A 24,678-nucleotide genomic window follows, 5' to 3' on the forward strand; every position below is an offset into this window, starting at 1 on the left:
AGGAACGGACGCTTCCTTCGGAAGACCCTCTCAGGCTTTCCTCCGGGCGCTTCCCTTCGGTGTCTCCGACTCTATCAGGATCATTTCCCCCGGCCTAATCGGCCGCCGGATTCACCAGAGAGATGCGGAACGCCTCTTGTGCTGTCATCAGAGTAAGCATTTCGAGGCGGGAGATTGCCACCGCTAATCCGGAGCCTAGCAGCTTCCGGACAACTGTTCAAATCTACCTCCCGCCAGCCTCCCCGTCAAGGGGTGGTGCCGGGCGGTGATGACCATAGCAGTCCGGCCGGGCGCCACGCACATCCGACGCCCGTCATGCCGCCGTGGGCACGGCGGCGGGCCGGTCGGCGGCCTCGACGTCGCCGGTCTCCCCCGCGCGGACGGCGCGGCCCCCGGCCACGGCCACGTACGCCAGAAAGGCCAGTTCCGCTGCCACGCCGATGGTGATCCGGGCCCAGGTCGGTAGGCCGGACGGCGTCACGAAGCCTTCGATCAGACCCGACACGAACAGGACGGCGGCGAGGCCGACGGCCATGCCGATCGCCGCCCGGCCCTCCTCGGCCAGCGCCTCGCGGCGGCTGCGCGGACCCGGGTCGACGATCGTCCAGCCGAGCTTCAGTCCGGTGCCCGCAGCGACGAAGACCGCCGTCAGTTCGAGGAGGCCGTGCGGCAGGACGAGGCCCAGGAACACGTCCAGGCGGCCGGCGGACGCCATGAGACCGATGCCGACGCCGAGGTTCGCCATGTTGAGGAGCAGCACCCACAGGACGGGGACGCCCAGCAGCGCGCCGAAGATCAGGCAGACGGCCACGGCCTGCGCGTTGTTCGTCCAGACCTGGGCCGCGAAGGACGCGGCCGGGTTGCTGGAGTAGTACGCCTCGTACTCACCGCCCGGACGGGTCATCTGCCGCAGCTCCTCCGGCGCCGCGACGGCCGACTGGACGTCCGGGTGCGTGCCGATCCACCAGCCGATCACCGCCGCGAGCAGCAGGGAGAGCACGGCGGTCGGGGCCCACCAGCTCAGCGTGCGGTGGACGGCGGCCGGGAAGCCGACGGCGAAGAACCGCCCGGCGTCGCGCCACGAGGAGCGGCGCGGGCTCGTCACCGCGCTGCGGGCGCGGGCGACGAGGCCGGTGAGCCGGGCGGTGAGCGCGGGGTCGGGCGCGCTGGAGCGGATCAGGGAGAGGTGGCTGGCGGTGCGCTGGTAGAGGGTGACGAGTTCGTCGGCCTCGGCACCGGTGCGTCGGCGTCGGTGGCGCAGCAGTTCCTCCAGGCGCTCCCACTCGGCCCGGTGCGCGCTGACGAAGACGTCGACATCCATGGGGAGAGCTTGGCAGAAGGCCGCCGTGGCGGTCAGCCGCTCCCGGTCGGCAGACTGTTCGCATGGGCGACGGCATGGGTGAGAAGGGGACGGGTGCGTGAGCGAACTGGTGACGGGCGACGCGGTGGTGCTCGGGCTGCGGCCCGCGCGGCTGCCGAGCCGGGCGCTGGCGGTGGCCTTGGACCTCGTGGTGCTGTGGGCGGTCTACCTGCTGCTGTCGGTGGCGCTGATGACGGCGGTGGGTGCGCTGGACGTCGCGGCGGTCGCGGCCGTGCAGGTGGGGCTGCTGGTGCTGGTGCTGATGGGGGTGCCGGTCGCGGTGGAGACGCTGAGCCACGGGCGGTCGCTGGGGAAGGTGGTGTGCGGCCTGCGCGTGGTGCGGGTGGACGGCGGCCCGGTGCGTTTCCGGCACGCGCTGGTGCGCGGACTGCTGGGGTTCGTCGAGATCCAGCTCACGCTCGGGACGGTCGCGTGCGTCGCGTCGCTGGTGTCGGCGCGCGGGCGGCGGCTCGGGGACGTCTTCGCGGGGACGCTCGTGGTGCGCGAGCGCATACCCGTGGCCCGGACGGCGGCGGTGCCGCCTGCCCCGCCGTGGCTGGCGGGGCAGCTGGGCGGGCTGGACCTGTCGCGGGTGCCGGACGGGCTGTGGCTCGCGGTGCGGCAGTTCCTGACCCGCGTCGGGCAGCTCGATCCGCAGGTCGGCGAGTCGATGGGGCGGCGCCTGGCGGAGGACGTGGCCGCGGCCACCGGCACGCCGCCTCCGCCGGGCGTCCCGGCCGTGGGGTACCTGTCCGGGGTGCTGGCCGAGCGGCAGGCGCGGGAGGCGCGGCGCGCCTTCGGGGGCGCGGCCGCCCAGGCTCCGGGGCCGTCCGGACCGCCGCAGCCGCCCGCCGCGCCGGTGTCCGGGCAGGCGCCGCCGGCGGCTCCCGCGCCGCCCACCGCACCGGCTCCCCCCGCGCCGTCCGCGGAGCCGCACGGCGCGGGGCGCAGGGGGCCGGGCGGGTTCGTGCCGCCCTCCTGAGCCGCGCCCGGCAGCGCCGGGCCGCCCCGGCTCAGGGGAAGGCGGAGGGCGGGGACTCCAGCTCCTCCAGTTCGACGCCGGGGGCGGCGAGTACGACGTCGCCGGCGAGGTGGACCGTCTGCTGCTCCCCGGTCTGGAGGTCGCTGACCTGGTACGCGTCCACGGTCAGGGGCCCGCTGTCAGTGGGGTGTGTTTCGCTGCCGAGCAGTGCCCAGCCCTGGTCGAGGGTGCGGGGTGCCAGCACGGGCGGGGCGAAGGCGACGAGGCGGGCGCGGGCCGGTGGTCCGCCGGGGGCCGGGCGGAGCAGGCGGGCCGTGGCGACGAGGAAGGCGGGTGAGGCGCCGGTGAAGGCGTGGGCGGCGGTGTTGCCCTCCTGCGCGTGGGTCCCTCCGGGGTCGCCGCGGACCCAGGTGACGCCGTCGAGTGCGGCGCCGCGGACGTGCCAGGCGGTGGTGCGCAGTTCGAGACGCAGGGGACGGCCGAGTCCGTCGAGGGTGAGGTCGACGGAGCCCGCCTCGGCTCCCGAGGCGGTGGTGGTCCGGGAGACGTAGCGCCAGCCGGAGGGGCCGGTGGCGCACTGGAAGTGTTCGTCGCCGAGGGGGGTGTGGTCGTGGGGGTCGTGGAGCGAGTAGCGGCCGCGGGGCATGGTGGGTCCTCGATACGGCGGGCCCCCGTCGCCCGGGCGGGCGGCGGGGGCCGGGTGCCTGCTGCTGCCGGGTGATCAGTACCGGTAGTGGTCGGGCTTGAACGGGCCCTCGACGGGGACGCCGATGTAGGCCGCCTGCTCCGGGCGCAGGGTGGTGAGCCTGGCGCCCAGTGCCTCCAGGTGCAGGCGGGCGACCTTCTCGTCCAGGTGCTTGGGCAGCACGTAGACGCCGGTGGGGTACTGCTCGGGCCGGGTGAACAGCTCGATCTGGGCGATCGTCTGGTTGGCGAAGGAGTTGGACATGACGAACGACGGGTGACCGGTGGCGTTGCCGAGGTTCAGCAGGCGGCCCTCGGAGAGCACGATGATCTTCTTCCCGTCCGGGAAGGTCCAGGTGTGCACCTGGGGCTTGACCTCGTCCCGCACGACGCCGGGAATCCGGGCGAGCCCGGCCATGTCGATCTCGTTGTCGAAGTGGCCGATGTTCCCGACGATCGCCTGGTGCTTCATCCGCTCCATGTCCGAGGCCAGGATGATGTCCCGGTTCCCGGTGGTGGTGATGAAGATGTCGGCCGTCTCCACCACGTCGTCCAGCGTGGCGACCTGGTAGCCGTCCATCGCGGCCTGGAGGGCGCAGATGGGGTCGATCTCGGTGACGATGACGCGGGCGCCCTGGCCGCGCAGCGACTCGGCGCAGCCCTTGCCCACGTCGCCGTAACCGCAGACCACCGCGACCTTGCCGCCGATGAGCACGTCGGTGGCCCGGTTGATGCCGTCGATCAGCGAGTGGCGGCAGCCGTACTTGTTGTCGAACTTGGACTTGGTCACCGCGTCGTTCACGTTGATCGCGGGGAAGAGGAGGGCGCCTTCCTGCTGCATCTCGTACAGCCGGTGCACGCCGGTGGTGGTCTCCTCCGTGACGCCGCGGATCTCGGAGGCGAGGTTCGTCCACTTGGCCGGGTCCGCCGCGAGGGTGCGGTGCAGGAGTTCCAGGATGACCTGGTGCTCCTCGTTCTCGGCGGTCTCGACGGCCGGGACCTCGCCGGCCTTCTCGTACTCCACGCCCTTGTGGAGGAGCAAGGTGGCGTCACCGCCGTCGTCGAGGATCATGTTGGGGCCGCCGGTGGCGGCGTCCGTCCAGGTCAGGGCCTGCTCGGTGCACCACCAGTACTCCTGGAGCGTCTCGCCCTTCCAGGCGTACACCGGGACGCCGCGGGGCGCTTCGGGGGTGCCCTCGGGGCCGACGACGACGGCGGCGGCGGCGTGGTCCTGGGTGGAGAAGATGTTGCAGGACGCCCAGCGGACGCGGGCACCGAGCGCCACCAGGGTCTCGATCAGCACGGCCGTCTGCACGGTCATGTGCAGCGAGCCGGTGATCCGCGCGCCGGCCAGCGGCTGCTGCGCGGCGAACTCCTCGCGGATCGCCATCAGGCCGGGCATCTCGTGCTCGGCCAGCGAGATCTCCTTGCGGCCGAACGCCGCCAGGGAGAGGTCGGCGACCTTGAAGTCCTGGGAGGTGTCGGGCGTCGTCATGAAAGCTGCTCCGCGGTTCGCTCGGGGTACGGGGTGCTGGTCTGCGGCAGCGGGCAGGGCGGGTACGCGAAGGCGCGCGGTGCCCGGCGGTGTGGCGTGCGCCTCCACGGGCGCGTCCGCGGACCCACCGGTCCCTGGCCGCAGCGCAGTCCGTCGGAGGCCCTCTCTCCCTCGACCGCCCCGGTGTGCGGGGCGCCCGACCGCCATCAGCAGCGACGTCTGTGCGCTGTCGACGGTACACCGTTCGCACGCGCGCACGCATCGCGCCGTCCGGCGGCCGGGCGGGACGGCGCTCGGGGCGGCACGGTGCGGCGGCCGGGGCGCAGCGGTCAGGGCGTGGCGGCGGGGCGGTAGAGGTCGGGTTCCAGGTAGATGACGCGCGCGGTGGGAACGGCGGTGCGGATGCGGGTCTCGGCCTCGTCGATGGCCCGGGCGATCTCCGCCGCCGTGTCGTCGTGCTCGACGGCGACCTTCGCGGCGACGAGCAGTTCCTCCGGGCCCAGGTGCAGGGTGCGCATGTGGATGATGCCGGTGACGGTCTCGCCGTCCACCATGGCGTCCCGGATCTTGTCCAGGTCCCCCGCGCCGGCGGACTCGCCCAGCAGCAGCGACTTCGTCTCCACCGCGAGCACGATGGCGATGACCACCAGCAGGACGCCGATGCACAGGGTGCCGACGCCGTCCCAGACGCCGTCGCCGGTCAGCAGCGCCATGCCCACGCCGCCCAGGGCCAGGACCAGGCCGACCAGCGCGCCGAGGTCCTCCAGCAGGATGACCGGCAGCTCGGGGGCCTTGGCGTGCCGCACGAACTCGGTCCACGACTGATCACCCCGGACGGCGTTGGCCTCCTGGATGGCGGTGCGGAAGGAGAAGCACTCCGCGATGATGCCGAAGACGAGGACGCCCACCGGCCAGTACCAGTGCTCCAGCGGGTGCGGGTCGGAGATCTTGTGGTACCCCTCGTAGAGGGCGAAGACGCCGCCGAGGCTGAACAGCACGATGGCGACGAGGAAGCTGTAGATGTAGCGCTCGCGCCCGTACCCGAAGGGGTGCTCCTTGCTGGCCGCGCGCTTGGCCTTCTTCCCGCCGAGCAGCAGCAGGCCCTGGTTGCTTGAGTCGGCGAGCGAGTGGACGCCTTCGGCCAGCATCGACGAGGAGCCGCTGAAGGCCCAGGCGACGAACTTGGCGACGGCGATGGCCAGGTTGGCGAACAAGGCGGCGAGGATCGCCTTGGTACCGCTGTGGGCGCTCATCCGGTTCCTTCCGGTCGGTCCGCGTGTGGCGCCGGTGGACGGCTCAACGCGGTGCCACGGCAGCCGTGGCGCGGAAGAGCGTACCGCTCCCTTCGGCGTGCACCTCGGTGCCCGCCCGCGCGTACGCCGATCCGCCCCGGGGCAGCACCAGTTCGCGCCCCGCGCCGTCCGAGAGCGTGACCTCTCCGGCGGTGCACAGCAGGATCTGGGCGCCCGCGTCGGGCAGTCGGCGCGCGGCGGCTCCGGGCGCGACGACGTGGCGGGTGAGCCGGAACTCGGTGACGGGGGCGGCGTACACCTCGTCCCCGGCGGCGTCGGCCTCCGGGCGCAGCACCGCGGGGTCGCCCGGTTCGAAGCGCACGACGCGCAGCAGTTCCGGCACGTCCACGTGCTTGGGCGTGAAGCCGCAGCGCAGGACGTTGTCGGAGTTGGCCATCAGTTCCACGCCGAGCCCGCTCAGGTAGGCGTGCGGCACGCCGGCGCCCAGGTACAGGGCCTCGCCGGGTTGCAGGCGCACGTGGTGCAGGAGGAGGGCGGCGACGAAGCCGGGGTCGCCCGGGTAGTGGTGGGCGGCTGCGGCGCAGGCGGCGTAGGCGGCGGCGTGCGGTCCGCCGTTCCCGGCCAGCCGTTCGGCGGCGGCGACGGCTTCGGTGACGGTCGTGGCGGACTCCGCCCGGTCGGCGGTCAGGACGGCGGTGAGCACCTCGCGCAGCGCCTCGGCCTCGGGGCGGGCGTGCAGCAGGTCGGCGTAGGGCTTGAGCCCGTCGACGTCGAGGGCGGCCAGCAGCGCGGCGGCCTCCTCGGCCGGGCGGAACCCGCACAGGCCCTCGAAGGGCGTGAGGGCGCAGAGCAGTTCGGGCTTGTGGTTGGCGTCCTTGTAGTTGCGGTGCGGTGCGTCGGCGGGGACGCCCGCGGCCTCCTCGGCGGCGAATCCCGTGGCGGCCTGGCCGAGGTCGGGGTGGACCTGGAGGGACAGCGGCGCGGCGGCGGCCAGGACCTTGAAGAGGAACGGCAGCCGCGGTCCGAAGGCGTCCACGGCGGCGGTACCGAGTTCGCCGGCCGGGTCGGCGGCGATGACCTCGGAGAGCGGCTGCGGGCCCGTGCCCCGGTCGACGTGCGAGGGCGCGCCGGGGTGGGCGCCCATCCACAGTTCCGCCTGCGGTGTGCCGGTGGGTTCCTGGCCGAGGAGTTCGGGGATGGCCGTGGTCGATCCCCAGGCGTAGGGGCGCACGGTGTTGACGAGGCGGTCCATGGGGCGTTTCCTTCGCAGCGTTGCGGCTCGGCGCCGTGCCGGGGTGCGGGCGGGTCGGGCCGGGTCGGGCCAGACTTACGCGCTCGCGGTGAGCGTGAGGTAAACCGCGGCGAAATCGGTGGTGGCGACGAGGTCGGCGGCGGCCTCCAGCGCGCTGCTGCCCTCGGCGGGGCGGAGTTCGCTGAGCGCGGTGCCGTGCGCGTGGGCCAGCGCGCGGACGGCGGGCGCGGCCGTCTCCCCGGTGTCGCCGCCCGTCTGCGGAGGCCGGGCGTCTTGCGGGCTCGCCTGCGGGGGTCCGGGGGCCGGGGGCGGGCTGTCCCGCAGCAGGACGAGGCGGGGACGCAGGGCCTGCGCTTCCTCCACCCGGTCGCGGAAGAAGTCGTCGGGGGCGGTGCCGGATCCGGTGCCGGAGCCGCCCGCGAAGGCACCGGTGAGCAGGGCGGCGTGGCTGGTGAGGGCTTCGGGCAGTTCCGCGGCGAGCGCGGGGCGGCCGGGCAGGGCGGCGAGGACGGTGGTGAAGTGGCGGGCCGCCGCCGAGGCGAGGGGGCCTTCGCTCCACAGCACCGGCAGCGCTTCGGCGAGTTCGACGGCGAGCGTCTTGGCGGGGTTGGCGTAGGTGGGTGTGGCGGGCCCGCAGCGCTCGGCGATGCGGTCGAGCCGGTCGGCGAGGGCCTGGACGGCGGTGCCGGGGGTTTCGCCGAGCCCGAGCCGGTCGGTGAGGACGAGCAGGGGCGTGAGCAGCGCCCACAGGGTGCCGGGCACGGTGGCGGGGCGGCCGGGCGGGGAGCCGGGGGTGCCGTCGGCGGGCGCGGCGGGCGGCGGGGCGACGGGGACGGCGAGGCCGTGCGTTCCGCTGACCGTCTCGGCGAGCGGGCCGCCCGCCGGGGTGACGGCCACGACGGTGCAGCCCCTGCGGTACGCCTGTTCCGCGAGGAAGGCCAGGCCCGGTTCGGTGCCGTCGGGTGTGACGACGAGCAGCAGGTCCACCGGGCCCGCCCAGCCGGGGAGCGTCCAGCGCAGGGCGTGGGGGGCCGCTCCGGCGCCGGTGGGGCGCAGCAGGGCGACGGGGACGGCGCCGTGGTTGACGGCGGCGAGGAGGTCGGCGGCGCAGCCCGCGGCCGGTCCGGGGCCGGCGACGAGGAGGCCGCGGGGGCGGCCGTCGGGGCGCAGGGAGGTGAGCCCGGCCTCCGTGGCCTGCCGGGCCGCCGTGCGGACCCGGGCGCCGGCTCCGGCGGTGCCGCGCAGGAGTCCGTGGTGGTCGGCGCGGGCCAGGGCCTCGGCGTCGTCGAGCAGCGACTCGTCCAGCATGGCGGGCTCCCGTCAGCCGGGGCGGCGGGCCTCGTCGACGAGCAGGACGGGGATGCCGTCGCGGACGGGGTAGGCCAGGCCGCAGGCGTCCCCGGCGCAGACCAGTTCGCCGTCGGGCGCGGTGTCCGTGCCCGTCTCCTCCGGTGCCTGCGGGGCCGCCTCCTCGCGGAGGGGGGCGTGGCACGCGGGGCAGGCGAGGATCTCCAGGAGACCGGCTTCGAGCGGCATGGTGTCCCTCCAGGTGGGTGTGCGGGCCGGCTGGTGCGCGCGGGCTGCGGTCAGCCTACCGCCGGTGACCGCCCCCGGACCGTCCGCGGGCCCGCGCGGACGGCGGGCGGGCGGACGGGTGCCGGGAGACGGTCACCGGGGACGGCCCGCGCGAGGCGGCCGCCGCAGGGGGGGGGCACGCGTGAGGTGCCACCCCGCGAGGCGTGCGCCGTGGGTGTCAGGCGCGGACGAGGGCCAGGACCTCGTCGCGGACCCTGCGCATCGTGGCGGCGTCGCGGGCCTCGACGTTGAGCCGCAGCAGCGGCTCGGTGTTGGACGCGCGGAGGTTGAACCACCAGTCGGACGCGGTGACGGTGAGGCCGTCGAGGTGGTCGAGTCCGACGCCGTCCCACTCGGCGTAGGCGGCCTCCACGGCGGCGGCGCGTCCGGCCTGGTCCTCGACGCGGCTGTTGATCTCGCCGGAGGCGGCGTAGCGGTCGTAGGAGGCCACGAGCTGCGACAGCGTGCCCTCCTGCTCCCCGAGGGCGGCCAGGACGTGCAGGGCGGCCAGCATGCCGGTGTCGGCGTTCCAGAAGTCGCGGAAGTAGTAGTGCGCGGAGTGCTCGCCGCCGAAGATGGCGCCCGTCCTGGCCATCTCCTCCTTGATGAAGGAGTGGCCCACCCGGGTGCGGACGGGGGTGCCGCCCGCCTCCTTGACCACCTCGGGCACCGACCAGGAGGTGATGCAGTTGTGGATGACCGTGCCGCCGCCGTGCTTGGCCAGCTCGCGGGAGGCGACGAGGGCGGTGATCGCGGATGGGGAGACGGGCTCGCCGCGTTCGTCCACGACGAAGCACCGGTCGGCGTCCCCGTCGAAGGCCAGGCCCAGGTCGGCGCCGGTCTCGCGCACCCGCCGCTGGAGGTCCACGATGTTGGCCGGGTCCAGCGGGTTGGCCTCGTGGTTGGGGAAGGTGCCGTCCAGCTCGAAGAAGAGCGGGTCGAGGTCGAGGGGCAGCCCGTCGAGGACGCTGGGCACGGTGTGGCCGCCCATGCCGTTGCCCGCGTCGACGACGACCTTCAGCCGACGGATTCCCGTCAGGTCGACCAGGGTGCGCAGGTACTCGGCGTAGGCGGCGAGCAGGTCCTGTTCGGTGACGGTGCCGGGCGTGGCTCCGGAGGCGGGGAGACCGGCGCGCTGCCACTTCTCCACCAGGGCGCGGATCTCGGCGAGACCGGTGTCCTGGCCGACGGGTGCGGCACCGGCCCGGCACATCTTGATGCCGTTGTACTGCGCCGGGTTGTGGCTCGCGGTGAACATGGCGCCGGGCCGGTCGAGGTGGCCGCTGGCGAAGTAGAGCTGGTCGGTGGAGCACAGGCCGATGAGGGTGACGTCCGCCCCGCGTCCGGCGGCGCCCCGGGCGAAGCTGGCGGCCAGGCCCGGTGACGAGGGCCGCATATCGTGTCCGACGACGATCGCGCCGCCTCCGGTGATCTCGGCGAAGGCGGCGCCGAACAGTTCCACCAGCTCCTCGTCGAGCTGGTCGGGCACCGTTCCGCGCACGTCGTACGCCTTGATGATCTGCGAGACGTCAGGCACAGCCCACCCCTTCGGGAGTCCGTTGCAGGGAGCACAAATCTACCGGTCGCATCCCGCCTGCCCCTGCGGCGCCGTCGGTAACCGGCCGCGTCAGTTGTCGGGTGAGCGCAGGACGCGCAGGTGGCCGCGCCGGGCGACCTCCATCGGGTCGACCTCGGGACGCCGGGGCGTGGGCTCGCCGCGTTCGCGGGTGTTCCGGGGGCCCCGGGCGGCTTCGCGCACGGCGTCGGCGAGGGCTTCCAGGTCGTCGCCGCTGGGCCGTGCCGGGCCCGGGGGTACGGCGAGCCGGACGACTTCCCAGCCACGGGGGGCGGTGAGCCGTTCGGAGTGGTCGGAGCACAGGTCGTAGCAGTGCGGTTCCGCGTAGGTCGCCAGCGGCCCGAGCACTGCGGTGGAGTCCGCGTAGACGTACGTCAGCGTCGCTACGGCGGGACGACCGCACGCGGTGCGCGAACAGCGACGTACAGGGCTCACGATGTTGGACCGTACCGTACTTGTGAGCGGGCCGCGACGACTCCTCCCCACGTCACCCGGCCGTGTCGTCCCGCTTCGCCCGGTAACGCACCACGCGCCAACGGCCGCGGGCGGCGCGGGGGTCGGCCCGGGAGCCACCGCGGACCAGCGGCGGGCCGGACGCGGGCCCGGCGCGGGGTCACGGCCCGGCGCCACGGGCCCGGACGCGGCCACCGCCGTCCCGGTCCGCCCCGGGCCCGCGGGACGGCGGTGGCGGGGCGCCCGCTGCGGCTACGCTCAAGCGTGATGAGCAGCTCCGTACCGCCGCCCCGGCCCCCGGACCGGGCGCGCCACCGAGACCGGCACGGCCGGGGCATGCGCGGCCCCGTCGCGCCGCCGCAGGTCCCGCTCGCGGTCAGCCGTGCCGCGTCCTTCGACGATCTGGTGCGCGACTCCGCCGAGCGGCTGGAGCGGCAGTGGCCGCAGCTCTCCTCGGTCGTCTTCGGAGTGCAGGAGGTGCCGGGGCCCGGCGAGGACGGGTCCGGGGACGGGGCCTTCGACGGGCCCGGCGCGCCCGTGCCGCTCGGCGGCCTCGTGCCCGCCCGGGGGGACCGCCCGGATCAGGTCGTCGTGTACCGCCGTCCGGTGGAGCTGCGCAGCAAGACCCGTGACGAGCGGGCGCTGCTCGTCCACGAGGTCGTCGTGGAGCAGGTCGCCGAGCTGCTCGGGCTGGCCCCGGAGTCCGTGGACCCCCGGTACGGGCAGGACTGACTCCGGCCCGTACCGCCGCGCCGGACTTCAGTCCGTGAGCACGGACAGGTCCTGCTCGACTTGGGGTACGGCGACCGTGCCCGCGTCGTCGGGCAGCGCCTGCACGGTGAACATGGGGACGCCGTCCTCGCTGCGGGCCAGCATGCGGGCCGGGTGCACCGGTCCCCCGGAGACGTGCTCGACCGTCAGCGCGAAGCGGCCCTTGCCGCCCTCCGGCCGCAGGTCCGTCACCGCCGTGGTCGTCCCGGGCTTCAACGCGTAGGTCTTGACGACGGGTTCGCCGCCTTCGCTGCCCGCCGACGCGGTGACCCGCACGGTGGCCGCGCTGTCCGGGGCCGTCAGGAACAGGGTGCTGTCCGCGGTGCCCGCCGCCGCGCCGCCCGCCGCCGTGGCGCGCTCGACGAGGGGGGCGGTGGCGGGGACGAAGGCCGTCTCCTGCTCGCCGTCCTCCTCGCGCAGGACCCGCACGGCCGCCATGACCGGCGCGTCCGCGCCGCCGGAAGGCGTCAGCACCAGCGAGGCGGGCTCGCCCCGGGTGAGGTCGGCGAGGTCGACGGCGGTGGTCATCCCGCTCTTGACGTGCAGCGTCTCCTGGCCCGCCGGGGTGAAGGAGCCGGACGGCCCGGCGAGGCGCACGGCCAGCTCGATGTCCGCCTCGCCCGGTGTGAAGGCCGTCAGCCGCACCTCCGTGGCGTCGCCGGGGATGCCCGGCACGACCACGGGGCCGTCGGCGGGGGCGGCCGGGGCGAGCCAGTCGGAGCCCAGCTTCTCGTCGAGTGCCTGGACCTGGGCGCCGACGCGTCCCACGCGCGCCGCCACGTGCAGGGTGGCGTTCTCGGCGGGCCGTGAGGCGAGCGTGGACAACAGCACCGGCACGCTGGAGCGCGCCGGGATGGTGATGCCCGTGCCGCTCTCGGTCTCGACCACGCCGTCGGTGTCGTAGAGCCGCAGGTCGACGGTGGCGGTGCTGTCGTCGGGGTTGACGAGGTGGACGTAGTCGTGGCGCGCGTCGGCGGTACTGACGCCGGGGAACCAGAACGCGGTGCCGGGGGCGGCGCAGTGGGCGCCGAGCATGCCCCGGCCGCTGCCGCCGGAAATGGTGGTCGTCTGCTGCACGGTCCAGCCGGGTGCCAGTCCGCCGGTCGCCGTCCCGGCGAGCGCCGGGGCGTCGGGGCGGTCCGTCTCGTGCACCACCGGGGTGCCCGGTTCCTCGACCGCCGCCGGGACACCGGCGTCCGCGTTCTCGTCGTCCTCCTCCTGGCCGCCCTTCTCCAGCGTGGAGGGCGCGGGCCGCAGGGCGGCGCTGCCGCCGTCCGGGGCGCCCTCGGCGGGAGCGGGGGTGAAGGCGGTGTAGACGGTCTCGGCCAGCTCGGAGGTGGACGGCTGCGGGCAGACCAGCGCCGAGCGCTCGACCGGGAGCCGGGCGGCGGCGGCCGGGGGTGCGCCGGCGGTCGGGGCGCCGGCGGGGAGGGTCAGGGTCGCCACGCCGGTGACGGCGGCGAGCGCGGTGACCGTCCCGAGCAGGGCGACGGCGGGGCGGTTGAGGCTCACTGCTGGCTCCGGTGGTCGTACGTCGTGCCGTCGTGGGCGCCGTTCCCGTACCCGTCGTAGGGGCCGTCGTACGGTCCGCCCGGGTGGGGCGCGGGGTGCGCGTCGGGGTGGCCGCCCGGCCCCTGGCCGTATCCGTCGTAGCGCTCGTCGTACCGGCCGCCGTAGGGGTCGTCGTGCGGCCCCGGGTACGGCTGGGGGCGGGTGTCGCCGTAGGGCTGCTGCTCCGGCACGTACGGCTGGGGCTGCCCGTCGCCGTAGGGCTCGGCGTACGGCTGCGCCTCCCACTCCGGCTGGGGCGGGGACGAGGGCGCTTCCGGCGCGCCGGGCTCCCCGGGCGCGGGTGCGCCGTCGGGCTCCGGCGTCTTCTCGGCGGCGGCGCGCAGCCGCCGTGCCCGGCGGCCGTCGCCCTCGGCGCCCTCGGCGGGGACGGGCGGCGGCTCGGCGGCCTCCGGGAGGTCGTCGTCGTGGACGCGGCGCCGCCCGGGCAGCGCGAGCACCAGCACGACCAGGGTGAGGGCGGCCTGCGTCCACACCCACGCCGTCCGGCTGAGCGGCGTGTCGTAGGTGACGGTCACCGGGCCCGCCTCCGGGCCGAGCGTGAAGCCCTGGGCCCAGCCGTCCACGGTGACGGGTTCCAGCGGCCGGCCGTTGTGCGTGGCCCGCCAGCCGTCGGCCGCCGCGTCCGCGAGCCGCAGCACCCGGCCCTCGGGCCCGGCCGGGACGTCGCCCCGGGCGTCGACCGGCCCGGCCGGTACGGCGTACGGTCCCGCGCCCTCGGTGACGACGGTGACCCGGGCGATGTCGGCGCCGGTGCCGTCGTCCACCCGCCAGAGCTGGCCCCCGGCCTGGTTGCTGAGCCGTTCGAGGCCGGGCGTCGCGTTGAGCACGTCGACGGCGCTGCGCGGGGTCCCGGCGCGGGCGAACACGTAGCGCACGCCGTACCCGCCGAGCTGTTCGCGCTGGTCGGCTCCGGACCCGGCGACGAGCCGGGCGACGATGCCGTCCAGCCGGGCGCCGGCCCCCGCGGTGCTCAGCAGGTCGCCGTCGCCCAGACGGGCGCCGGAGCCGCGCACGAGGGAGTAGCGCACGGGTGTCCCGTCGCCGCCGGTCAGCACCAGCGTGCGCGGCCGGTCGCCGGTGGCGGACTCCTCCGCCACGAAGGCGGGCACCTGGACGGGAGCGCGGCGCTCCAGCGGCCCGTCCGCGCCGGTCACCGTCCAGCTCAGCGCCGAGACGACCGGTGCCGCCGCCGCGGCGGCGGCGACGAGGACGGCGACGGGCTGCCGCCAGCCGAAGGACTCGGCCGCGACGCGTCCGCGCGCCCCCTCGGCCCCCAGCACGGCGGCGGCCAGCAGCGCGAGCCCGTAGACGAGCGTGGCGGGTCCGGCCCACGCGGAACCGGCGGCGGCCACCGCGAACAGCAGTCCGGTCAGGGCGCACGCCCAGGCGGCGGCGACGGTGGCCCGGCGCTCGCGGCGCAGCAGCGCGGCCAGCGCGGCGAGTACCAGCCCGAGCAGGAGGAGCCCGCCGTGGGTGCCGGGGCCGCCCGGGTCCAGCGCGAGCAGGTGCACGGCGGAGGGGGTGGCGGAGGCGTACGGGAGTCCGGCCTCGGTGAGGAACGCGGCCGGGTCGGTGAGCAGCGTCCACGACCAGGGCGCCAGCAGCAGCAGCGGCGTGGCGAGCAGCAGCAGCGCGCGCGGTGCGTACGTGCCCAGGCCGCCGCCCCGGCGCACGGCTAGTGCGGTAGTGAGCAGCGTCAGCACGGCGGCGACCGGCCAGATGACGGGCGTGAACGCGGTGGTGAGCGTCAGCAGCAGGACGCAGGCCCACAGCGCGCGCCGGCTGGGCCGGGCGGTGCCGGGCCCGGCGGCGGCGACTGCGGCCCGCGCCATGGGCGGCAGCAGCACGGCCAGCACGGCGGTGCCGATCCGCCCGGTGGCCAGCGCCCCGGTGACGGCGGGCAGGAAGGCGTAGGCGACGGCGCCCCAGGCGCGCAGCAGGCGGGAGCCGACCAGCGGGCGGGAGGCGAAGTAGGCGGAGAGCCCGGCCAGCGGCACCGAGCAGACCAGCAGCAGCGTCATCGTCAGCCCGGTGCTGCCGAGGAGGACCGCCGCGAGGGCGGCGAGGACGGCGAGGTAGGGCGGCGCGGAGCCGTCGGCGCCCACGCCGACGGGGTGCCACGCCTCGGCGTAGCGCGCCCACAGTTCGGCGGCGCCGCCCGGAGCGGGCAGCAGGGCGCCTCCGGCGAGGGCGCCGCCGCCGAGCAGGGCGCGGCAGGCGACGAGCGAGATGAGCAGCAGCACGGCGAACAGCACGGGTGCGGGCTTGCGGGCGATCCGCTTGAGCCGGGCGAACTGCTCGACGTCCAGGAAGTCGGCGTCGTCCGAGCCGGGGCCGGATTCGACGGCGCCGTGCCGGCTGCCGCCCGTCGTCTCGGTGTCGTCGCCGAGCGACAGGGACGCGGCGGCCTGTTCGACGGTGGCCCGGATGGTGGCGCCGGGCGGCGGGAAGTGCGGGCGGAGTTCGCCGTGGGCGACGGCGGGTCTGCCGCGGCGGCGGCGGGCGGCGGCGAGCAGTCCCGGGCGCAGCAGTGTGCGGACGAGACCGGTGATCTCCTCCAGGGCCTGGCCGGGGACCTTGCCGACGAGGTAGGCCACCGTCCGCAGCAGGGTGCCCAGGACGAGCCGGAGCAGCACCCAGGGCAGGGCGCGGGTGCGGGCGTTGGCGAGCAGCGTGTAGACGGCGCCCGCCTTGTCGACGCGGTGCGGCCCGGCGACGGCGCGGCCCGCGCAGTCGATGGGGCGGCGCTCGCGGGCCGCCGCCTCGGCGTGCCGCAGGACGGCCTGCGGGGCGACCAGGACGGTGTGCCCGGCCGCACGGGCGCGCCAGCACAGGTCGACGTCGTCGCGCATGAGCGGCAGCCGGCGGTCGAAGCCGCCCAGGCGTTCGAAGGCGTCGCGCCGGATGAGCATGCCCGCGGTGGAGACGGCGAGGACCTCGCGCACCTGGTCGTGCTGGCCCTGGTCCTGCTCGCGGCGGTCCAGGCCCGTCCAGCGCCGTCCGCTGTTGGCGATGGAGACGCCGACCTCCAGGAGCTGGCGGCTGTTGTACCAGCTCCGCAGCTTGGGTCCGACGATGGTCGCGGACGGGCTGCTGTCGGCGACGCGCAGGAGTTCGAGCAGGGCGTCGGGTTCGGGCGCGCAGTCGTCGTGGAGCAGCCACAGCCAGTGCACGGGTTCGCCGTGCGGGAACTCCGGCATGTCGTAGGTGTCCATGCGCCACCTGCGCGTCTGCGGGTCCCAGGCGTCGGGGCGCTTGAGGTAGGGCAGCTCGTCGGGGGTGAGGGCGGGCGCGGTGCGGGCCGCCTCCGCGACGGCGGTGCCGAATCCGGTGCGCCGGGCCAGGTGCAGCACCCGGTCCGGGCCGAGGGCGTCGGCGAGGAGCTGGGCGGAGGCGTCGGCGCTGCCGGTGTCGGCGGCGATGACGTCCTGGGCGGGGCGCGTCTGGCCGGTCACTCCGGCCAGCGCGTCGGGCAGCCACCGCTCGCCGTCGTGGGAAACGAGCACGGCGGTCACGACGTGCTGGGGGAACTCGGGGGCGGCCTGCTCGTACTGGGCCGCCGACTGGCTGTGCACGGACATCGAGCTGTCGGCCCCGGTCGGTGTGGGTGGTGGCGACGCGCGCTGCGTCGTGGACGGTGCCCCACCCTAGTGCGGTTCGGCGCGGGCGCGCCGGGCCGCTGCCCGGGGACGCCGTCCGCTACGCCCGCGCTGCGCCGCTTTCACCGCATTGCCGCCCAACGCGCCCGCGTGAAGCGCCTGTTGCGCGGGCGGGCGGCCCCGGACCGGGCCGGACACGGAACGGCCCCCTGGGCGCCGGGCCGGACGCGGAGGGGGCCGGGAGAGCGGGACGGGCGCGTCAGACCGCTGCCTTCTTCAGCCGGCGGCGTTCCCGCTCGGACAGGCCGCCCCAGATCCCGAAGCGTTCGTCATTGGCGAGGGCGTACTCCAGGCATTCGGACCGGACCTCGCAGGCGAGGCAGACCTTTTTGGCCTCGCGCGTGGAGCCGCCCTTCTCCGGAAAAAACGATTCCGGGTCCGTCTGAGCGCACAGCGCGCGCTCCTGCCAGCCGAGCTCCTCGTCCGCCTCCTGTACCAGCAGCTGCTGGAACTGCTCGGTCATGTGCGCGCCCCTCGTCGTCTTTGCGTCCCCGTGTGCCGTTGTTGTCGATCCCTGAACGACACGAGTGAAATTACAAGTGCGCCGATCAAGGGCAGTCAAGCCGGGTTCTGCTATTGAGCCGGTTATTCACTCTGCGGAACCAAGGCCCCGCAGAAAGTGTTCAAATCGCCACAAACTTTGCGGCGATCCCACCCCACCCGGTCTCGCTCCGCCACGGGGACGAGAACACGGCGGAGGCGGACCGCGTGGTGCCGCACGCACCGGAGCGACCAAGATCACTAAGTGACCACGGGCACGCGACGGCCTTGACCCGTGCGGTTGGCACGCCTTGTATCCGCCCTCGCGGCGCACAAACCTTTCGGCTGCGCACCTCACCGGTTGGAGTGAGGAAGTGCGGCCAAACCGGGCATCCGGTTGACAGGCGGACGGCGCTCGCGCTCTCCTGTCCCCATGCCAGCGACCACCGCGTACCGCCAGGCCCGCACCAGCGGGTCCCTTCGCGCTGCCCGGGTGCTGTGTCGCTGTTGCTGTCCGCGCTGCCGCTGAGGTCCCGCCGCCGCCTTCGGCCCGCCCCTCCGGTACGCCCGCTCCCGGGATGTCCCGCTCGGTCCTGAGCCCGTCGGCGCCTCCCCGCCGTACCCCCGTACTGCCGTAGCGCCGCACCACCGTACTGCCGTACCCCGCGCCGCCGCGCCCGCTGCCCGCTCTCCGCCCCAGGGAACCGCCACCGTGAACAGCGACGTCGAAATCGCCGGCGACCTCCTCGCCGTCACCCACCTCCTGCCGCCCGCCCCGGCACACCCCGGCACCGTCGCCGGGTTCGCCGGGCTCGCCCGCCGCCTCGCGGACGACCGCGCGGGCTGGGAGCCGCTCGTCCGCTACGACGCCACCACCCGCTGGTACCACCGGCTGCGCACCGGTCCCGGCTACGAGGTGTGGCTGCTGAGCTGGCTCCCGGGCCAGGGCAGCGGCCACCACGACCACGGCCCGTCCAGCGGCGTCCTGACCGTCCTTGCCGGGCGGCTCACCGAGCACACCGGCGGGCGCACCCGCACGCTGGCCCCGGGGACGCAGCGCGTCCTCGCGCCGGGCCGCGCGCACGAGGTCGTCAACACCGCGCTGGAGCCCGCCGTCAGCCTGCACGTCTACTTCCCCGGCCTGACGCAGATGCCGATGCGCCCGCCGCGCGACGCGGCGGGCACCGCCTCGCCCGCGCTCCGGGACGCCGCCGCCGGCTGACAGACTGTCCCGCATGCAGCGCATTGTGGTTCTGGCCGGAGGCATCGGCGGCGCCCGGTTCCTGCGCGGCCTCAAACAGGCCGCGCCCGACGCGGACATCACCGTCATCGGCAACACCGCGGACGACATCCACCTGTTCGGGCTCAAGGTGTGCCCGGACCTGGACACCGTGATGTACACGCTCGGCGGCGGCATCCACGAGGAGCAGGGCTGGGGCCGGGCCGGTGAGACGTTCGCGGTGAAGGAGGAGCTGGCCGCCTACGGGGTGGGGCCCGAGTGGTTCGGGCTCGGGGACCGGGACGTGGCCACCCACATCGTGCGGACGCAGATGCTGGGCGCCGGATACCCGCTGAGCGCCGTCACCGAGGCGCTGTGCGAGCGCTGGCAGCCCGGCGTTCGGCTGCTGCCGATGACGGACGACCGGGTGGAGACCCACGTCGTCATCGACACCGGCGAGGGCCGCAAGGCCGTCCACTTCCAGGAGTACTGGGTGCGGCTGCGCGCCGCGGTCGAGGCGCACGCCGTCGTGCCCGTGGGCGCCGACCAGGCCGCCCCCGCGCCCGGCGTGCTGGAGGCCGTGGCGGCGGCGGACGTGGTGCTCTTCCCGCCGTCCAACCCGGTCGTGAGCGTCGGCACGATCCTGGCCGTCCCCGGTGTGCGGGAGGCCATCGCGGACGCCGGGGTGCCCGTCGTCGGGCTCTCCCCCGTCATCGGCGGCGCCCCGGTGCGGGGCATGGCCGACAAGATGCTGGCCGCCATCGGCGTGGAGACGAGCGCCGCCGCCGTCGCGCGGCACTACGGCTCGGGGCTGCTGGACGGCTGGCTCGTCCACACCGACGACGCCGGTGCCGTACCGGAGGTGGAGGCCGCCGGCATCCGCTGCCGGGCGGTGCCGCTGCTGATGTCGGACGAGGCCGCCACCGCCGCGATGGCCGGCGAGGCGCTCACGCTGGCCGCGGAGGTGCGCGTATGACGGCGGCGCGCGGTCCGCGCGAGGCGTCGGACGTGCCCGCGTACCGGGTGTGGGCGCTGCCGGGCATCCCCGAGGTGGCGCCGGGCGACGATCTGGTGCGGCTCGTCGCGGAGGCCGCCACCCGGCCGGGCCTGCCCGGCCTGGCCGACGGCGACGTGGTCGTCGTGACGTCGAAGATCGTCAGCAAGGCCGAGGGCCGGGTGGTGCGCGCGGCCGACCGCGAGGCGGCGATCGACGCCGAGACCGTCCGTGTCGTCGCCCGGCGCGGCCCGGCGCGGATCGTGGAGTCCCGGCACGGCTTCGTCATGGCGGCGGCCGGGGTGGACGCCTCCAACACCCCCGCGGGCACCGTGCTGCTGCTGCCCGAGGACCCGGACGGCTCCGCCCGCCGCCTGCGCGACGGCCTGCGCGCGGCGCTGGGTGTCGAGGTCGGCGTCGTCGTCACGGACACCTTCGGGCGGCCCTGGCGCGAGGGGCAGACGGATGTGGCGATCGGCGCGGCCGGGCTGCGCGTCCTGGCGGACCTGCGCGGCGGTACCGACGCCCACGGCAACCCGCTCGGCGTCACCGTCACCGCCGTCGCCGACGAACTGGCCGGGGCGGGCGAGCTGGTGAAGGGCAAGGCGGACGGCCTGCCGGTGGCCGTCGTGCGCGGTCTGCCGCAGCACGTGCGCGAGCTGGCGCCCGACGACGGGGACGAGCCGGACACCGGGGCGCGGGCTCTGGTGCGCGCGGCCCGGAACGACATGTTCCGGCTCGGTGCCTCCGAGGCCGTGCGGGAGGCGGTGGCCCAGCGCCGCACCGTCCGCGCGTTCACCGACGCGCCGGTGGACGGCGGGGCGGTGCGCCGCGCGGTGGCCCTAGCCGTCACCGCGCCCGCCCCGCACCACACGGCGCCCTGGCGGTTCGTCCTGCTGGAGAGCGCGCACGCCCGGCTGCGGCTGCTGGACGCGATGCGGGACGCGTGGATCGCGGACCTGCGCGCGGACGGGCGCAGCGAGGAGTCCGTCGCGCGCCGGGTGCGCCGGGGCGACGTGCTGCGCCGTGCGCCCTACCTGGTGGTGCCGTGCCTGGTGACGGACGGCGCGCACGCCTACCCGGACGCGCGGCGGTCGGCCGCCGAGCGGGAGATGTTCGTCGTCGCGGCGGGCGCCGGGGTGCAGAACTTCCTCGTCGCGCTGGCCGGGGAGCGGCTGGGTTCGGCCTGGGTGTCCTCGACGATGTTCTGCCGCGACGTCGTGCGGGAGGTGCTGGAGCTGCCCGCCACCTGGGACCCGATGGGCGCCGTCGCCGTCGGTCACCCGGCGGAGCCGCCGCGCGAGCGGCCCGAGCGGCCGGCCGCGGACTTCACGGTGGTGCGCTAGCCGGCCGGCCCGCCCCCGCGGGGGCGCTCAGATCGTGGCGGTGTCGCGGACGTACATGCGCGGGGCCCGGCGGGGCAGGGCCGGGCCCCCGGCGAGGACGAGCCGGGCCGCGCGGTGGCGCTGGCCCGCGTAGGGGGCGAGGAGGGCCAGCATGCCCGCGTCGTCGGTGTCCCGGCGGCCGGTGAGCGCGTAGCCGACCTGCCGGGGCAGGTGCAGGTCGCCGACGGTGATGGCGTCCGGTTCGCCGTTGGAGCGCTGGAGCGTCTCGGCGGCCGTCCACGGTCCGATGCCGGGGACGGCCTGGAGCCGGGCCATCGCGTCCGGCAGGGCCATGGCGGCGGCCTCCTCCAGGCGGGACGCCACCCGGCAGGCGCGCAGGACCGTCGCGGACCGCTTGCCGTCCACCCCCGCCCGGTGCCACTCCCAGGACGGGACGAGCGCCCAGGTGCGCGGCGCGGGCGTGACGTACAGGCCCTCGGGGCGGCCCGCGGCGGGGCCGGGCGCCGGTTCGCCGAAGCGGCGCAGCAGCAGCCGCCAGGCCCGGTACGCCTCGTCGGCGGTGACCTTCTGCTCCAGCACCGAGGGGATCAGCGACTCCAGCACCAGCCCGGTGCGCACGAGCCGCACCCCGGGGTTGCGGCGGTGCGCCTCGCGGGTGACGCGGTGGTGGGCGGTGAACTCCTCGGGGCGGTCCTCGGCGCCGAGCAGCGCGGGCAGCCGGTCGAGCGCCCAGGCCGCGCCGGGCCCCCAGGCGTCGGCCCGGACGCCGGTGCCGTCGGCGGCGAGCCGGAGCGTGGCCGGGCCGTCCGGTGTGCGCTGCGTCCGCCACACGGCCCCGGCGGCGACGCGGTAGGCGGGGTCGTACGGGCCGCGCCGCAGCACGCCTAGGCTGCGGCGCAGGTCGTACGGGCCAGGCGGCGCCCAGCGGCGGGTGAGGGACACCGCACCAGGCTAGCCCGCCGGGGCGGCGGCTCCCGCCGGGGTGGGGCGGGGCGTCAGGTGCAGTCGGCGGAGAAGCGCACGGAGGCCGCCGGTATGCGGGCGTCGCACCAGATGCGGATGCCGTCGCGCAGTTCGTTGTCCGCCCCGACGTCGGCGCCGTCCCCGATGACCGCGCGGTCCAGCACCGTCCGCTCGCCGATGCGGGCGCCCGCGCCGACCAGCGACTCCCGCACGACGGCGCCCGGCTCCACCACCGCGCCCTCCAGGACCGTGCTGCCCTCGACCTCGGCGCCCGGCCCGATCCGCGCCCCGGCGCCGACCACGGTGCCGCCGGTCAGCTTGGCGTCGGGGGCGACGTCGGCCCCGGCCACGACGAGGTGTTCGCCGTGCCGTCCGGGGACGGCGGGCGAGGGCGCCCGGCCCAGCACGAGGTCGGCCGAGCCGCGCACGAAGGCGTGCGGGGTGCCCAGGTCCAGCCAGTAGGTCGAGTCCACCATGCCCTGGAGGTGGGCGCCCTCGGCGAGGAGCCCGGGGAAGGTCTCCCGCTCGACGGAGACGGGCCGCCCGCCCGGGATCGCGTCGATGACCGAGCGGGTGAAGACGTAGGCGCCGGCGTTGATCTGGTCGGTGACGATCTCCTCGGGCGTCTGCGGCTTCTCCAGGAAGGCGGTGACGCGACCGGAGCCGTCGGTGGGCACCAGTCCGAAGGCGCGCGGGTCGGGGACCCGGGTGAGGTGCAGGGAGACGTCGGCGCCCGAGGTGCGGTGGGTGCCGACGAGGGCCGCGATGTCGAGCCCGGTGAGGATGTCGCCGTTGAAGACGAGCACGGGGTCGCCGGGGGCCGAGTGCAGTCGGGAGGCGACGTTGCGCAGGGCGCCGCCGGTGCCCAGGGGCTCCCGCTCGGTGACGTACTCCAGCTGGAGGCCGAGGGCCGATCCGTCGCCGAAGTAGGGCTCGAACACCTCCGCGAGGTAGGAGGTGGCCAGCACGACGTGCTCCACCCCCGCGGCGCGGGCGCGGGCGAGCTGGTGGGTGAGGAACGGCACCCCCGCCGCCGGGACCATGGGCTTGGGCGTGTTGACCGTCAGCGGACGGAGCCGGGTGCCCTTGCCTCCGACGAGGAGGATCGCTTCTGTCACCGTCGTCTCTGCTTCCTGCCGGGGCCGCCCGCACGGGGTCACTGCTGGTGGGTTCGGATGGGCGGCCAGTGTATGCAGACGGGGGACGTGCCGGACCCCGGGCAAGGTTGCCCGGGGTCCGGCACGCGCATGCGGCGACGTGGGCTCATCCGGGGGAGCGTAGGGGCGCACAGGGGGCGTGCGGAGCGCCGGACGGCGTGCGTGACGCCGCGCACGCCGGGCCAGCACACGCCGTCGGCGCCGGAACCGCCCGCCGGGCGGCAGCGCCCGCGTCAGCGGCCCTGGAGGCGGGCGGCCAGCGAACGGATGCTGGGGAGCTTGCCGTAGAGGCGGGCGCCGGGGCAGGCGGTGTTGAAGCCGTCCCGGTGCCCGGCGATGGTCCGCATCGTGACCCGGGTGCCCTTCTTGTACTTGCCGCCCCCGGAGACCAGGGACGTGCTCGCCGCCGGGTTCGCCCCGTACAGCCCGAGCTTCCACGCGGTGATCTTGGCCACGGCGTCCGTCGCCGCCCTCGCCGGCTCGGCGCTGGTGAAGGTGCCGAGGACGGCGATCCCGGTGGTGTCGCTGTTGAAGCCGTAGGTGTGGGCGCCCATCACCGGCCTGGCCACGCCGCCGGCCCGGCCCTCGTAGATCTTCCCGCACTTGTCGACGAAGAAGTTGTAGCCGACGTCGCGCCAGCCCAGGCTGCCCACGTGGTACTGGTAGATGCCGCGCAGGATCGACGGCACCTGCGCGCAGGTGTAGTTGTTCGTTCCCGCCGTGTGGTGGACGAAGGCGGCCTTCACCGTGTTGGTGTAGAGGAAGCCCCCCTCGCGCAGCCGCTCGTCCGCCCCCCAGCCCCTGCGGGTGACGATGCCGGGGCGCGGACCGATGAACGGCCGCGCCTGCGCCCCGCCCGCGTCCCGCGTGGCCGGGGCGGCCCCGTCGTGGGCGGCGACGAGGTCGGCTTCCGCCTCGGCCCGGTCCAGCGCGGGGATGAGGGTGGCGCCGAGTTCGGCGAGCTGGGCGTTGGCGGCGCTGCTCGCGGCGTCCTGCGGGGTGAGGCCGGACGGCGCCGGGGCGGCGGCCCGGGTGCCGTCGGCGGGGGCGGAGCCGGTGGCGGCGAACCGGGCGGCCGGGCCGCCCGCCGGGTGCGCGGCGGTCTCCACGCCGGTCTCCGCGCCGGTCTCGGGCGGCAGGTAGCCGCCGTCGCGGTCCTCGGGCGCCTCGGCGGTGCCGCCCGCCGGGTCGCCGGGGCCGCTGCCGGGGTCGACCAGTTCCAGGCGCAGGCCGCGCGGCAGCCGCGCCGTCTGCTCGCCGGACTCCGGGAGCACCCGCACGGCCACGCCGTCCGCCGCCCCGGCCCACAGCGGCGCGGTGCTGCCCCGCACGGTCCCCTCGCGCCGCTCGGGTGAGCCCGGGTCGGGGGCGTCGTGGCTGTGGGTCTCCAGCGGCTGCCAGGGCGACCACGTGCCGGTGTCCGCGTCCCGGGTGCGCACCTGCACCCGTCCGTGCAGGTGCTCGGCTGCGTCGTCCCAGGAGACCCCGGCGAGCGAGAAGCGTTCCACCGTGCGGGGCGCGAACCCGGCGTCGGCGCCGGCCAGTCCGGCGGAGCCGCCCGCCCGGTCGCTCCCGGCTCCCGGGTCGAGGCGGGGCAGGGGCACCGAGCGGTGGGACGCGGGGCGTCCGGCCCCGTCCGGGCCGCGGTCGGCTGCGGCGCCGGTCCGCGGCCCGGCGGCGGGGGCGGCGGCCGACGCCGCAACCGGAGCCTGGGGCTGGGCCGGACGGGCGGTGACGGTGGCGGTGGCGGACGGGGCGAGGGGCACCAGCAGAGCGGCGGTACAGGCCACTCCGATCGAGGACGAGAGAAGTGCACGCATAGTCATGATGGTGTTCATAACCTGTTACGGCTGTCTATTCGGCTATTGACGCCGTTTGTCCTGGAAA

At 75.9% G+C, this 24,678-nt stretch carries 20 protein-coding genes; 5 read left to right on the forward strand and 15 right to left on the reverse strand.

All coding sequences use genetic code 11. The features are described 5' to 3' along the window. Positions 1-313 precede the first annotated feature (313 nt). Complete coding sequence (locus V1J52_RS14135) at positions 314-1,321, reverse strand: stage II sporulation protein M (RefSeq protein WP_330140127.1); 1,008 nt, start codon at positions 1,319-1,321, stop codon at positions 314-316. 97 nt (positions 1,322-1,418) lie between these two features. On the opposite strand from V1J52_RS14135, the gene V1J52_RS14140 reads away from it, so the two are divergent. Continuing rightward, entirely contained in the window at positions 1,419-2,342 is a 924-nt protein-coding gene (locus V1J52_RS14140) for an RDD family protein (RefSeq protein WP_330140128.1), read from the forward strand. Positions 2,343-2,373: 31 nt separating this feature from the next. Here V1J52_RS14140 and V1J52_RS14145 read toward each other — a convergent pair whose 3' ends face one another. The 8 genes from V1J52_RS14145 to V1J52_RS14180 form a co-directional block, all read right to left on the reverse strand. Then, complete coding sequence (locus tag V1J52_RS14145) at positions 2,374-2,988, reverse strand: hypothetical protein (RefSeq protein WP_330140129.1); 615 nt, start codon at positions 2,986-2,988, stop codon at positions 2,374-2,376. A 75-nt stretch (positions 2,989-3,063) separates the two neighbouring features. After that, positions 3,064-4,521, reverse strand: coding sequence for an adenosylhomocysteinase (ahcY, locus tag V1J52_RS14150; protein ID WP_330140130.1), 1,458 nt, complete (start codon positions 4,519-4,521; stop codon positions 3,064-3,066). Positions 4,522-4,850: 329 nt separating this feature from the next. Then, positions 4,851-5,774: a cation diffusion facilitator family transporter gene (locus V1J52_RS14155; RefSeq protein WP_330140131.1), complete on the reverse strand. Its 924-nt coding sequence runs from the start codon at positions 5,772-5,774 to the stop codon at positions 4,851-4,853. A gap of 43 nt (positions 5,775-5,817) precedes the next feature. Then, positions 5,818-7,026 carry a mannose-6-phosphate isomerase, class I gene (manA, locus tag V1J52_RS14160; RefSeq protein WP_330140132.1) on the reverse strand — a complete coding sequence of 403 codons (1,209 nt, stop codon included), beginning with the start codon at positions 7,024-7,026 and terminating at the stop codon, positions 5,818-5,820. Between the two features lie 75 nt (positions 7,027-7,101). Then, positions 7,102-8,334: an SIS domain-containing protein gene (locus tag V1J52_RS14165; RefSeq protein ID WP_330140133.1), complete on the reverse strand. Its 1,233-nt coding sequence runs from the start codon at positions 8,332-8,334 to the stop codon at positions 7,102-7,104. Positions 8,335-8,346: 12 nt separating this feature from the next. Next, entirely contained in the window at positions 8,347-8,562 is a 216-nt protein-coding gene (locus tag V1J52_RS14170) for a Trm112 family protein (RefSeq protein WP_330140134.1), read from the reverse strand. A 217-nt stretch (positions 8,563-8,779) separates the two neighbouring features. After that, positions 8,780-10,138: a phosphomannomutase/phosphoglucomutase gene (locus V1J52_RS14175; protein WP_330140135.1), complete on the reverse strand. Its 1,359-nt coding sequence runs from the start codon at positions 10,136-10,138 to the stop codon at positions 8,780-8,782. A 90-nt stretch (positions 10,139-10,228) separates the two neighbouring features. Further along, the gene (locus V1J52_RS14180; protein WP_330140136.1) at positions 10,229-10,663 is read right to left on the reverse strand and encodes a DUF3499 domain-containing protein; all 435 of its coding nucleotides are present in this window, start codon (positions 10,661-10,663) and stop codon (positions 10,229-10,231) included. Positions 10,664-10,897: 234 nt separating this feature from the next. Here V1J52_RS14180 and V1J52_RS14185 point away from each other — a divergent pair, with 234 nt between their 5' ends. Next, positions 10,898-11,362: a metallopeptidase family protein gene (locus V1J52_RS14185; protein WP_330140137.1), complete on the forward strand. Its 465-nt coding sequence runs from the start codon at positions 10,898-10,900 to the stop codon at positions 11,360-11,362. A gap of 27 nt (positions 11,363-11,389) precedes the next feature. On the opposite strand, the gene V1J52_RS14190 is transcribed toward V1J52_RS14185, so the two are convergent. The 3 genes from V1J52_RS14190 to V1J52_RS14200 all read right to left on the reverse strand — a co-directional run bounded on the left by V1J52_RS14190 (position 11,390) and on the right by V1J52_RS14200 (position 17,095). Further along, positions 11,390-12,913, reverse strand: coding sequence for a DUF5719 family protein (locus tag V1J52_RS14190; RefSeq protein ID WP_330140138.1), 1,524 nt, complete (start codon positions 12,911-12,913; stop codon positions 11,390-11,392). Continuing rightward, the gene (locus tag V1J52_RS14195; RefSeq protein ID WP_330140139.1) at positions 12,910-16,554 is read right to left on the reverse strand and encodes a glycosyltransferase family 2 protein; all 3,645 of its coding nucleotides are present in this window, start codon (positions 16,552-16,554) and stop codon (positions 12,910-12,912) included. Before V1J52_RS14195 ends, V1J52_RS14190 begins: the two co-directional genes overlap by 4 nt. Before the next feature lie 277 nt (positions 16,555-16,831). Then, positions 16,832-17,095 (reverse strand): WhiB family transcriptional regulator, encoded by a 264-nt coding sequence (locus V1J52_RS14200; protein ID WP_330140140.1) that lies wholly within the window; start codon positions 17,093-17,095, stop codon positions 16,832-16,834. Between the two features lie 729 nt (positions 17,096-17,824). On the opposite strand from V1J52_RS14200, the gene V1J52_RS14205 reads away from it, so the two are divergent. Genes V1J52_RS14205 through V1J52_RS14215 form a run of 3 tightly spaced genes read left to right on the forward strand, consistent with a single transcriptional unit; the run spans position 17,825 to position 20,671 of the window. Further along, positions 17,825-18,334 carry a cysteine dioxygenase gene (locus V1J52_RS14205; RefSeq protein ID WP_330140141.1) on the forward strand — a complete coding sequence of 170 codons (510 nt, stop codon included), beginning with the start codon at positions 17,825-17,827 and terminating at the stop codon, positions 18,332-18,334. 13 nt (positions 18,335-18,347) lie between these two features. Continuing rightward, the gene (gene cofD / locus V1J52_RS14210) at positions 18,348-19,307 is read left to right on the forward strand and encodes a 2-phospho-L-lactate transferase (protein WP_330140142.1); all 960 of its coding nucleotides are present in this window, start codon (positions 18,348-18,350) and stop codon (positions 19,305-19,307) included. Further along, positions 19,304-20,671, forward strand: coding sequence for a coenzyme F420-0:L-glutamate ligase (locus tag V1J52_RS14215; RefSeq protein WP_330140143.1), 1,368 nt, complete (start codon positions 19,304-19,306; stop codon positions 20,669-20,671). The genes cofD and V1J52_RS14215 overlap by 4 nt, the downstream gene beginning before the upstream one ends. 27 nt (positions 20,672-20,698) lie before the next feature. Here V1J52_RS14215 and V1J52_RS14220 read toward each other — a convergent pair whose 3' ends face one another. The 3 genes from V1J52_RS14220 to V1J52_RS14230 all read right to left on the reverse strand — a co-directional run bounded on the left by V1J52_RS14220 (position 20,699) and on the right by V1J52_RS14230 (position 24,611). Then, positions 20,699-21,613: a DNA-3-methyladenine glycosylase family protein gene (locus V1J52_RS14220; RefSeq protein ID WP_330140144.1), complete on the reverse strand. Its 915-nt coding sequence runs from the start codon at positions 21,611-21,613 to the stop codon at positions 20,699-20,701. Between the two features lie 53 nt (positions 21,614-21,666). Next, entirely contained in the window at positions 21,667-22,752 is a 1,086-nt protein-coding gene (manB, locus tag V1J52_RS14225; RefSeq protein WP_330140145.1) for a mannose-1-phosphate guanylyltransferase, read from the reverse strand. A gap of 272 nt (positions 22,753-23,024) precedes the next feature. Beyond that, positions 23,025-24,611, reverse strand: coding sequence for an N-acetylmuramoyl-L-alanine amidase (locus V1J52_RS14230; protein ID WP_330140146.1), 1,587 nt, complete (start codon positions 24,609-24,611; stop codon positions 23,025-23,027). Positions 24,612-24,678 lie beyond the last annotated feature (67 nt).

The organism is Streptomyces solitudinis, assembly GCF_036323765.1.
Taxonomy (GTDB): domain Bacteria; phylum Actinomycetota; class Actinomycetes; order Streptomycetales; family Streptomycetaceae; genus Streptomyces.

What these genes read in the sequence shown, in the direction of transcription:
- manA (WP_330140132.1), bottom strand. Translation starts at nt 7,026, where the DNA reads ATGGACCGCCTCGTCAACACCGTGCGCCCCTACGCCTGGGGATCGACC.
- V1J52_RS14135 (WP_330140127.1), bottom strand. Translation starts at nt 1,321, where the DNA reads ATGGATGTCGACGTCTTCGTCAGCGCGCACCGGGCCGAGTGGGAGCGC.
- ahcY (WP_330140130.1), bottom strand. Translation starts at nt 4,521, where the DNA reads ATGACGACGCCCGACACCTCCCAGGACTTCAAGGTCGCCGACCTCTCC.
- cofD (WP_330140142.1), top strand. Translation starts at nt 18,348, where the DNA reads ATGCAGCGCATTGTGGTTCTGGCCGGAGGCATCGGCGGCGCCCGGTTC.
- V1J52_RS14170 (WP_330140134.1), bottom strand. Translation starts at nt 8,562, where the DNA reads ATGCCGCTCGAAGCCGGTCTCCTGGAGATCCTCGCCTGCCCCGCGTGC.
- V1J52_RS14215 (WP_330140143.1), top strand. Translation starts at nt 19,304, where the DNA reads ATGACGGCGGCGCGCGGTCCGCGCGAGGCGTCGGACGTGCCCGCGTAC.
- V1J52_RS14230 (WP_330140146.1), bottom strand. Translation starts at nt 24,611, where the DNA reads ATGCGTGCACTTCTCTCGTCCTCGATCGGAGTGGCCTGTACCGCCGCT.
- V1J52_RS14195 (WP_330140139.1), bottom strand. Translation starts at nt 16,554, where the DNA reads ATGTCCGTGCACAGCCAGTCGGCGGCCCAGTACGAGCAGGCCGCCCCC.
- V1J52_RS14200 (WP_330140140.1), bottom strand. Translation starts at nt 17,095, where the DNA reads ATGACCGAGCAGTTCCAGCAGCTGCTGGTACAGGAGGCGGACGAGGAG.
- V1J52_RS14155 (WP_330140131.1), bottom strand. Translation starts at nt 5,774, where the DNA reads ATGAGCGCCCACAGCGGTACCAAGGCGATCCTCGCCGCCTTGTTCGCC.
- V1J52_RS14185 (WP_330140137.1), top strand. Translation starts at nt 10,898, where the DNA reads ATGAGCAGCTCCGTACCGCCGCCCCGGCCCCCGGACCGGGCGCGCCAC.
- V1J52_RS14165 (WP_330140133.1), bottom strand. Translation starts at nt 8,334, where the DNA reads ATGCTGGACGAGTCGCTGCTCGACGACGCCGAGGCCCTGGCCCGCGCC.
- V1J52_RS14145 (WP_330140129.1), bottom strand. Translation starts at nt 2,988, where the DNA reads ATGCCCCGCGGCCGCTACTCGCTCCACGACCCCCACGACCACACCCCC.